This window comes from Mycobacterium sp. (assembly GCF_025933915.1).
Lineage (GTDB): Bacteria > Actinomycetota > Actinomycetes > Mycobacteriales > Mycobacteriaceae > Mycobacterium.
Genome location: NZ_JAICZA010000190.1, coordinates 1 through 7,600, shown reverse-complemented (window position 1 = coordinate 7,600; position 7,600 = coordinate 1). Strand labels below are relative to the sequence as shown.

The 7,600-nt window shown below is 66.0% G+C and carries 9 protein-coding genes and 1 pseudogene; 2 read left to right on the top strand and 8 right to left on the bottom strand.

Annotated elements, in window-relative coordinates:
- The 5 genes from Q0W90_RS21545 to Q0W90_RS21525 form a co-directional block, all read right to left on the bottom strand.
- A partial coding sequence (locus Q0W90_RS21545) for an elongation factor Tu (RefSeq protein ID WP_297776475.1) occupies positions 1-755 on the bottom strand: 755 nt, incomplete at its 3' end.
- Between the two features lie 166 nt (positions 756-921).
- Entirely contained in the window at positions 922-3,027 is a 2,106-nt protein-coding gene (fusA, locus tag Q0W90_RS21540) for an elongation factor G (protein WP_297776472.1), read from the bottom strand.
- A 77-nt stretch (positions 3,028-3,104) separates the two neighbouring features.
- Entirely contained in the window at positions 3,105-3,575 is a 471-nt protein-coding gene (rpsG, locus tag Q0W90_RS21535) for a 30S ribosomal protein S7 (RefSeq protein ID WP_065046088.1), read from the bottom strand.
- A complete protein-coding gene (rpsL, locus tag Q0W90_RS21530; RefSeq protein WP_297776469.1) occupies positions 3,575-3,949 on the bottom strand; it encodes a 30S ribosomal protein S12 in 375 nt (124 codons plus the stop codon). The genes rpsG and rpsL overlap by 1 nt, the downstream gene beginning before the upstream one ends.
- Positions 3,950-4,208: 259 nt before the next feature.
- Entirely contained in the window at positions 4,209-4,862 is a 654-nt protein-coding gene (locus tag Q0W90_RS21525) for a TetR/AcrR family transcriptional regulator (protein WP_297601012.1), read from the bottom strand.
- Between the two features lie 195 nt (positions 4,863-5,057).
- Between Q0W90_RS21525 and Q0W90_RS21520 the strand changes: the two genes are divergently transcribed.
- Together Q0W90_RS21520 and Q0W90_RS21515 are read left to right on the top strand one after the other, a co-directional pair.
- Positions 5,058-5,447: a DUF3060 domain-containing protein gene (locus Q0W90_RS21520; RefSeq protein WP_297601015.1), complete on the top strand. Its 390-nt coding sequence runs from the start codon at positions 5,058-5,060 to the stop codon at positions 5,445-5,447.
- 47 nt (positions 5,448-5,494) lie between these two features.
- A complete protein-coding gene (locus tag Q0W90_RS21515) occupies positions 5,495-5,980 on the top strand; it encodes a DUF3060 domain-containing protein (protein WP_297601018.1) in 486 nt (161 codons plus the stop codon).
- 21 nt (positions 5,981-6,001) lie between these two features.
- Here Q0W90_RS21515 and Q0W90_RS21510 read toward each other — a convergent pair whose 3' ends face one another.
- From Q0W90_RS21510 to Q0W90_RS21500, 3 genes and pseudogenes are all read right to left on the bottom strand, one after another.
- On the bottom strand, positions 6,002-6,769 hold the full coding sequence (locus tag Q0W90_RS21510) for a crotonase/enoyl-CoA hydratase family protein (protein ID WP_297601021.1): 768 nt from the start codon (positions 6,767-6,769) through the stop codon (positions 6,002-6,004).
- A complete protein-coding gene (locus Q0W90_RS21505) occupies positions 6,766-7,485 on the bottom strand; it encodes a PaaX family transcriptional regulator C-terminal domain-containing protein (RefSeq protein WP_297601024.1) in 720 nt (239 codons plus the stop codon). The genes Q0W90_RS21510 and Q0W90_RS21505 overlap by 4 nt, the downstream gene beginning before the upstream one ends.
- 2 nt (positions 7,486-7,487) lie before the next feature.
- A pseudogene (locus tag Q0W90_RS21500) lies at positions 7,488-7,600 on the bottom strand (enoyl-CoA hydratase); the annotation flags it as partial.

Below are 7,600 nucleotides of genomic sequence, written 5' to 3'. Positions count from 1 at the left end.
GTCGGCTTGATACCGACGATCTCGACTTCCTCGTTCACGTTGATCACACCGCGCTCGACGCGGCCGGTGACCACGGTGCCACGCCCGGTGATGGTGAAGTCGTCCTCCACCGGCATCAGGAACGGCTTCTCGGTCTCACGGACCGGGTCCGGGATCGACTCGTCGACGGCCTCCATCAGCTGCTCGACGGACTCGACCCACTTGGCGTCGCCCTCGAGGGCCTTGAGCGCGGAGACCCGCACCACCGGGGCGTCCTCGTCGAACTCCTGGGCGGCCAGCAGCTCGCGGACCTCCATCTCGACGAGCTCGAGTAGCTCCTCGTCGTCGACCATGTCGGCCTTGTTCAGGGCGACCAGGATGTAGGGCACGCCGACCTGACGCGCGAGCAGCACGTGCTCACGGGTCTGCGGCATGGGGCCGTCGGTGGCGGCGACCACCAGGATCGCACCGTCCATCTGAGCCGCGCCGGTGATCATGTTCTTGATGTAGTCGGCGTGACCCGGCGCGTCGACGTGGGCGTAGTGACGCTTCTCGGTCTGGTACTCCACGTGAGAGATGTTGATCGTGATACCGCGCTGACGCTCCTCGGGCGCGTTGTCAATCTGGTCGAACGCGCGGGACTCGTTCAGGTTGGGGTACTTGTCGTGCAGAACCTTGGTGATAGCCGCGGTCAGCGTGGTCTTGCCGTGGTCAACGTGACCAATGGTCCCGATGTTGACGTGCGGCTTCGTCCGCTCGAACTTCGCCTTCGCCACTTCTGTGTCCTCCTGGACTAGTTGGTGCTCGTTAAAGCAGTGTTGGTGTTTTCAGTTGTGCCGCGCCCAAGGCATTCCAATGACCCGGCAAGGTTACTCCGAGGTGACTTGAGCTGCTGGCTCGACTCCTCGCTCGTAAGCTCCGCTTACTCGCTGTCGTCTTCGCTCACTGACCGGTCGCCTTCGCGATGATCTCCTTTGACACGTTCGCCGGCACTTCGGCGTACGAGTCGAAGACCATGGAGTAGTTCGCCCGGCCTTGGGTCTTGGACCGCAGGTCGCCGACGTAGCCGAACATCTCCGACAGCGGCACATGCGCCTTGACCACGCGCGCACCGCTCCGCTCCTCCATGGCCTGGATCTGGCCACGGCGGGAGTTCAGGTCGCCGATCACATCGCCCATGTAGTCCTCGGGCGTGGTGACCTCGACGGCCATGATCGGTTCCAGGATGACTGGCTGTGCTTGCGCCGCAGCCTTTTTCAGCACCTGCGAACCGGCGATCTTGAAGGCCATCTCCGACGAGTCGACCTCGTGGAAGGCCCCGTCGAGCAGGGTGACCTTCAAGTTGACCAGCGGGTAACCGGCCAGCACGCCGTACTGCATCGCGTCCTGCGCGCCGGCGTCCACCGACGGGATGTACTCACGCGGGATGCGCCCACCGGTGACCTTGTTCTCGAACTCGTAGGTCGCGCCGTCTTCGCCGTGGAACGGTTCGAGGCTGATCAACACCTTGGCGAACTGGCCGGAACCGCCGGTCTGCTTCTTGTGGGTGAACTCGACCTTTTCCACTTTCCGCTTGATGGTCTCCTTGTAGGCGACCTGTGGCTTACCGACGTTGGCCTCGACCTTGAACTCGCGGCGCATCCGGTCCACCAGGATGTCCAGGTGCAACTCGCCCATCCCGCCGATCACGGTCTGGCCGGTCTCTGAGTCCTGGTGAACCTTGAAGGTCGGGTCCTCCTCGGCGAGCTTCTGGATCGACAGGCTCAGCTTCTCCTGGTCGCTCTTGGTCTTGGGCTCGATGGCCACCTCGATGACCGGGTCGGGGAACGTCATCGACTCCAGCACGACCTGCTGGTTCGGGTCGCTCAGGGTGTCACCGGTGGTGGTGTCCTTCAGCCCAATCACCGCATAGATGTGACCGGCCGAGGCCGTCTCCACCGGGTTCTCCTTGTTGGAGTGCATCTGGAACAGCTTGCCCAGCCGCTCCTTTTTGCCCTTGGTGGCGTTGATGACCTGACTGCCGGAGTCGACCTTCCCCGAGTACACGCGGACGTAGGTCAGCTTGCCGAAGAACGGGTGCGTCGCGACCTTGAACGCCAACGCGGAGAACGGCTCGTCGGTCGAGGGGTTGCGGGTGACCTCGTCGTCCTCCTTGCCCGGCGCGTGGCCGACGGCCGGGGGTACGTCCAGCGGCGAGGGCAGGTAGTCGATGACGGCGTCCAGCATGGGCTGCACGCCCTTGTTCTTGAACGCGCTGCCGCACAGCACCGGGTACGCCTCCGAGCTGATGGTCAGCTTGCGGATGGCGCCCTTGATCTCCTCGACGGTGAGCTCCTCCCCGCCGAGGTACTTCTCCAGCAGCGCCTCGTCGGTCTCGGCGACGGCCTCGAGCAGTTTGGTGCGGTACTCCTCGACCTTGTCGGCCATCTCGGGCGGGATGGCGATGGTGTCGTAGGTTTCGCCCAGCTTCGTCTCGCCGCGCCACACCTTGGCGTTCATCTCGACCAGGTCGACGATGCCCTCGAAGTCGCCCTCGGAGCCGACGGGCAGCTGGATCGGGATGGCGTTGGCGCCGAGGCGCTCTTCCATGGTCCGCACCGAGAAGTAGAAGTCGGCCCCGATCTTGTCCATCTTGTTGACGAAGCAGATGCGCGGGACGTCGTACTTGTCGGCCTGCCGCCAGACCTGCTCGGACTGCGGCTCGACACCTTCCTTGCCGTCGAAGACGGCGACGGCACCGTCGAGCACGCGCAGGCTGCGCTCCACCTCGACGGTGAAGTCGACGTGGCCAGGCGTGTCAATGATGTTGATCTGGTTGTCTTTCCAGAAGCAGGTGGTGGCGGCGGAGGTGATGGTGATCCCGCGCTCCTGCTCCTGCTCCATCCAGTCCATGGTGGCGGCGCCGTCGTGCACCTCACCGATCTTGTAGCTGATACCGGTGTAGTAGAGGATGCGCTCGGTCGTCGTCGTCTTGCCGGCGTCGATGTGCGCCATGATGCCGATGTTGCGGACCTTGGTGAGGTCGGTCAGCACGTCCTTCTGTGCCACATAAGTCTTCCCACTCTTTCGATTGCTAGTTGCTGTCTTTCGCGGTCAGGCCGGCCCGGCACGCGCGCCGGAGAGACCTACCAGCGGTAGTGCGCGAAGGCGCGGTTGGCCTCGGCCATCTTGTGGGTGTCCTCACGTCGCTTGACGGCGGCCCCCAGGCCGTTGCTGGCATCCATGATCTCGTTTGCCAGGCGCTCGACCATGGTCTTCTCCCGGCGTTGCCGCGAGAAGCTGACAAGCCAGCGCAGCGCCAGCGTGGTGGACCGATCCGGACGCACCTCGACCGGCACCTGATAGGTGGCACCACCGACGCGGCGGCTGCGCACCTCCAGGGCGGGCTTGACGTTGTCGAGAGCACGCTTGAGCGTGATCACGGGATCCGTGCCCGTCTTATCCCGAGCTTGTTCGAGCGCACCATAAACAATGCGCTCCGCGAGCGATTTCTTCCCCTGCAGCAGGACCTTGTTCACCAGCTGGGTGACCAGCTGTGATCCGTAGACCGGGTCATTGACCAACGGACGCTTCGGCGCGGGCCCCTTGCGCGGCATCAGCTCTTCTCCTTCTTGGCGCCGTAACGGCTGCGAGCCTGCTTGCGGTTCTTGACGCCCTGGGTGTCGAGCGAACCGCGGATGATCTTGTACCGGACACCGGGCAGATCCTTCACTCGGCCACCACGCACCAGCACCATCGAGTGCTCCTGCAGGTTGTGACCCTCGCCGGGGATGTAGGCCGTGACCTCAACCTGACTCGTCAGCTTCACGCGGGCGACCTTCCGAGGCGCGGAGTTCGGCTTCTTCGGAGTGGTGGTGTACACGCGCGTGCATACGCCACGGCGCTGCGGGCTGCCCTTGAGGGCCGCGGTCTTGACCTTGGCGACCTTGTCCCGGCGACCCTTGCGGACCAGCTGCTGGATGGTTGGCATCTACCGGCTTTCTCTGTTCGTGTTCGGCATATTTCTGGCGCTTTCAAGTCTGTGTACTGCAGTTTTGTCCGTCCACCTCACCCCGCGGCCGGGTGTGTCGCATGCGCTGCGCACCGGACTTGGTCCGATGCATCATGGACAGACGAATTCGCCCGGCATCCACTTCCTTACGGTTGGGCGCCGTAAGCCGCCAGGCACGAGGAACCACAATACCCGGCGCCGGTCTCGCAGGTCAAAGCGGCGGACCAGCCGGGCGCCGCTATCGGGCCGCGCCGCTGGCGCCGTCGTGGGCGGTGCGCCGGTCCAGACCCGCCGCCAGGCGCAACACCATGTCGGAGAACAACGCGTCGGTGTCGATGTCGTCCATGACACCGGTCATCTCCAGCAACACGAAGCCGTGCAACGCCGACCAGAACTCCAGCGCCGCGTAAAAGGCCGCCTCGCCGTCGAGACCGTAGGAGGACAGCACGGCGATCACCGGCGCGGCCGCGCCGCGGGTCGCGGCCGTGTATTCGGGGTCGTCGCCGCCCAGCGGCATCCGGGTGAAGGCCGAGTAGCGGCCCGGGTGATGGTGGGCATAGCTGCGGTAGGCACCCGCCATGACCAGCACCGCATCGTCGCGGGCGCGGCCCTCGCCCACCCGGTTGAGCATCATGATGATGTCGTCGATGACGCGAATCCGCACGGCGCGGCGCAAATCCTCCAGGCTGTCCACGTGGTTGTAGAGCGACGGACCCTTGGTGCCCAACTGCATCGCCAGCGCGTTGATGGTCAGGGCGTCCCAGCCCTCGCGATCCAGGAACGTCAGTGCGCCGTCGATGATCCCTTCCCGGCTCAGCTTGGTCGGGCGAGAGCCGGGCCGTCCCCCGCGTTGGCGCCCGGCCGCCGACGGCGGATCCGGTTGAGCTGCCATACGGTCGCCCTTCGATCGCGGAAACGGGTTGCGGTTAACTAATGACTCTAGTTGACACCCGTTCAGACACTAGTCTCCCCGGAGGGACATGAGCGCCCGGCGAACGAAAATAAAATCTGCCATCGGGCAGGCAAATGCACGTAATGTCATGCTTGGCTCATTCGAGCAGACGTCCCGTCCAAAGGGGGGCCCGCAGTGAAGTGGACAACTGCCGCCGGGTCACTGGCCACCGGCGCCCTCGCCGTCGTCGCGGGTTTCGCCGCCACTGTCGCCGCCCCACCGCCGTTCGCGCAGGCCAAGAACGGCGACACCCATGTCATCGGGGAGGACATGGAACAGACGATCGACTGCAACGACGCCACGCTGCTGGTCAACGGATCGAACCTCACCGTCACCGCGCTGGGCAACTGCTACGCGGTGACGGTGATGGGTTCGTCGAACGTGGTTATCGCCGACTCGGTTTCGCACGACATCACGGTGTACGGCTACGACCAGACGGTGTTCTACAAGAGCGGTCAGCCGTTCCTGTGGGACCGCGGCCGCGAATTGGGCATGACCAACCGGCTCCAGCAGGTGCCGGGCTGAGGCGCCACACCGAGCGGGATCAAAAAATGAGAGGGGATCGAAAAACGATGCGCGTCAATACCTTCGACCACCGCCGCAGACTGGCCGCATTCGCTGTGGCACCGGCGGCCGCGGCGCTGGTGGTGGCCGGCTGCAGTTCGACGGCCAACCCGCCGGCGGGCTCCTCGACGACCACCACGAAGAGCAGCGCGACGACGAGTGCGAGTGCCGCACCGACGACGGGATCGAGCGGGGCGAGCACCACCGCGTCCATCGAGATCGGGAACACGATCAACTACGGATCGATGGGCACCACCACCACCCTTGACTGCGCCAGCGGCAAGTCGCTGAACGTCGGTGGGTCGGACAACACCCTGACCATCACGGGCACCTGCGAGACGGCCACCGTCACCGGCACCAACAACAAGATCACCTTCGACAAGGTCGAGACCCGCATCACCGTGCTGGGGATGAACAACACCATCACCTACAAGGACGGTGACCCCAAGGTCGACAAGATCGGCCAGAGCAACACGATCAACAAGGGCAGCTGAGCGGCGGCGGCTAGCCGGCCATTAATCGGCGGATGCCCCGTGCCGTCCCGCGCCCGCCGCGAAACGCCCGGCTCCTTCGTTGGCTTCCGCGGCCACCCGGGAGATGCTGGCGAATTCGAAGTCGAGCGCCTCGGATTCCGTTGTTCCCCACTGATGTAGCGCCGAGAGCCGGTCCGAGCGCAGGCACTGCTGGGGCAGTGCCGCCAGTTGCGCCGCCAATTCCTCTGCGGCCTGGCGTGATTGGCCCTTGGGGACCACCCTATTCGCCAGTCCGATGGCCTGGGCTTCGTCGGCCGCCACGGCGCGACCGCTGAGGATCATGTCCATCGCGCGGCTGTGTCCGATCAGCCGCGGCAGCCGCACGGTGCCGCCGTCGATCAGTGGGACGCCCCAGCGCCGGCAGAACACACCGAACACGGCGTCCTCCTCGGCCACCCGCAGGTCACACCAGACGGCCAATTCCAGACCGCCGGCGACGGCGTAGCCGCTCACCGCGGCGATGACGGGTTTGGACAGCACCATTCGCGTCGGCCCCATCGGGCCCGGGCCCGTCCGGTGCACGGCGTTGGCGTCGGGTGTGCCGAAGGCCTTCAAATCGGCTCCGGCGCAGAACGTTCCGCCCTCGCCCCAGAGCACAGCCACCGACGCGGCGTCGTCGCGGTCGAATTTTTCGAACGCCGCATACAGCGCGGCGGCGGTCGGCCCGTTGACCGCGTTGCGCGCCCCCGGCCGGTCGATGATCACCGTGGTCACCGGGCCGTTGCGCTCGATGCGCACCGGATCACTCATGTCGCCTCCGCAAATAGTGGTTCGCGCCGCCGCAGCAGCTGGGCGGCGAAGTCATGGTAGGCCGCACGCAGCCGGGCACCGGGCCAGTCGGCCGGGAGTAGTTCGTCGGGCAGGACCGGGTCGGTGAGCAGGTGCCGCACGGTCGCCGCGGCCACCACGAAGCGGCCGGGAATGTCTGGCGCGGCGGCCATTTCGTCGAGTAACCGATGGCCGGACTGTGCCCAGGCGGGCAGGTCCCACAGCCGCGTGGCCAGATCGGCGGGGTCGTCGTCACGCACGCGCAGGATCCGGACCCTGTCCGTGACGTCGGGGCCGAGCTCTGCGTCGATGTTGTCGGGTCGCATCCACACACCCTCGCGCAACTCACCAAAGCGCTTGTCGTGCATGGACGTTCGCAGCGACGCGCGGGTGCGCGCGTCGTCGCCCACGCTGGTCACGATGAGCGCGATCCACCCCTCGCGCCAGGGGCGGACCCGCGGGTCGATGGCGTCGTCCTGGCGACGTTGGCGGGCGAGTAGGCGATCCGAGAGCCGATAGCCGTCCGCGTTGCGGACCAGGTCGCCCGCACCGACCATCCGGGTCAGCGCCACGCGCAAGGTCGACTCCTTGATGCCGAAATCGGAAGTGAGCCTGACCAGTTCGCTTGCGCGGGCGCGGGCCGGGTGGGCGCCGAGCAGCACACTGAGCACAACCGAGCGGGCTGTCATGTCCGGCATGGCTACACTCCGGACGCGCGACGGCCGTGGTCGCCGAACGGTTCGTCGCGATGCCGCACCGCCTCACGGAATCCGTGCTCGACCGCGTCGGCGACGAAGGCGTGGCCCTCGGGCG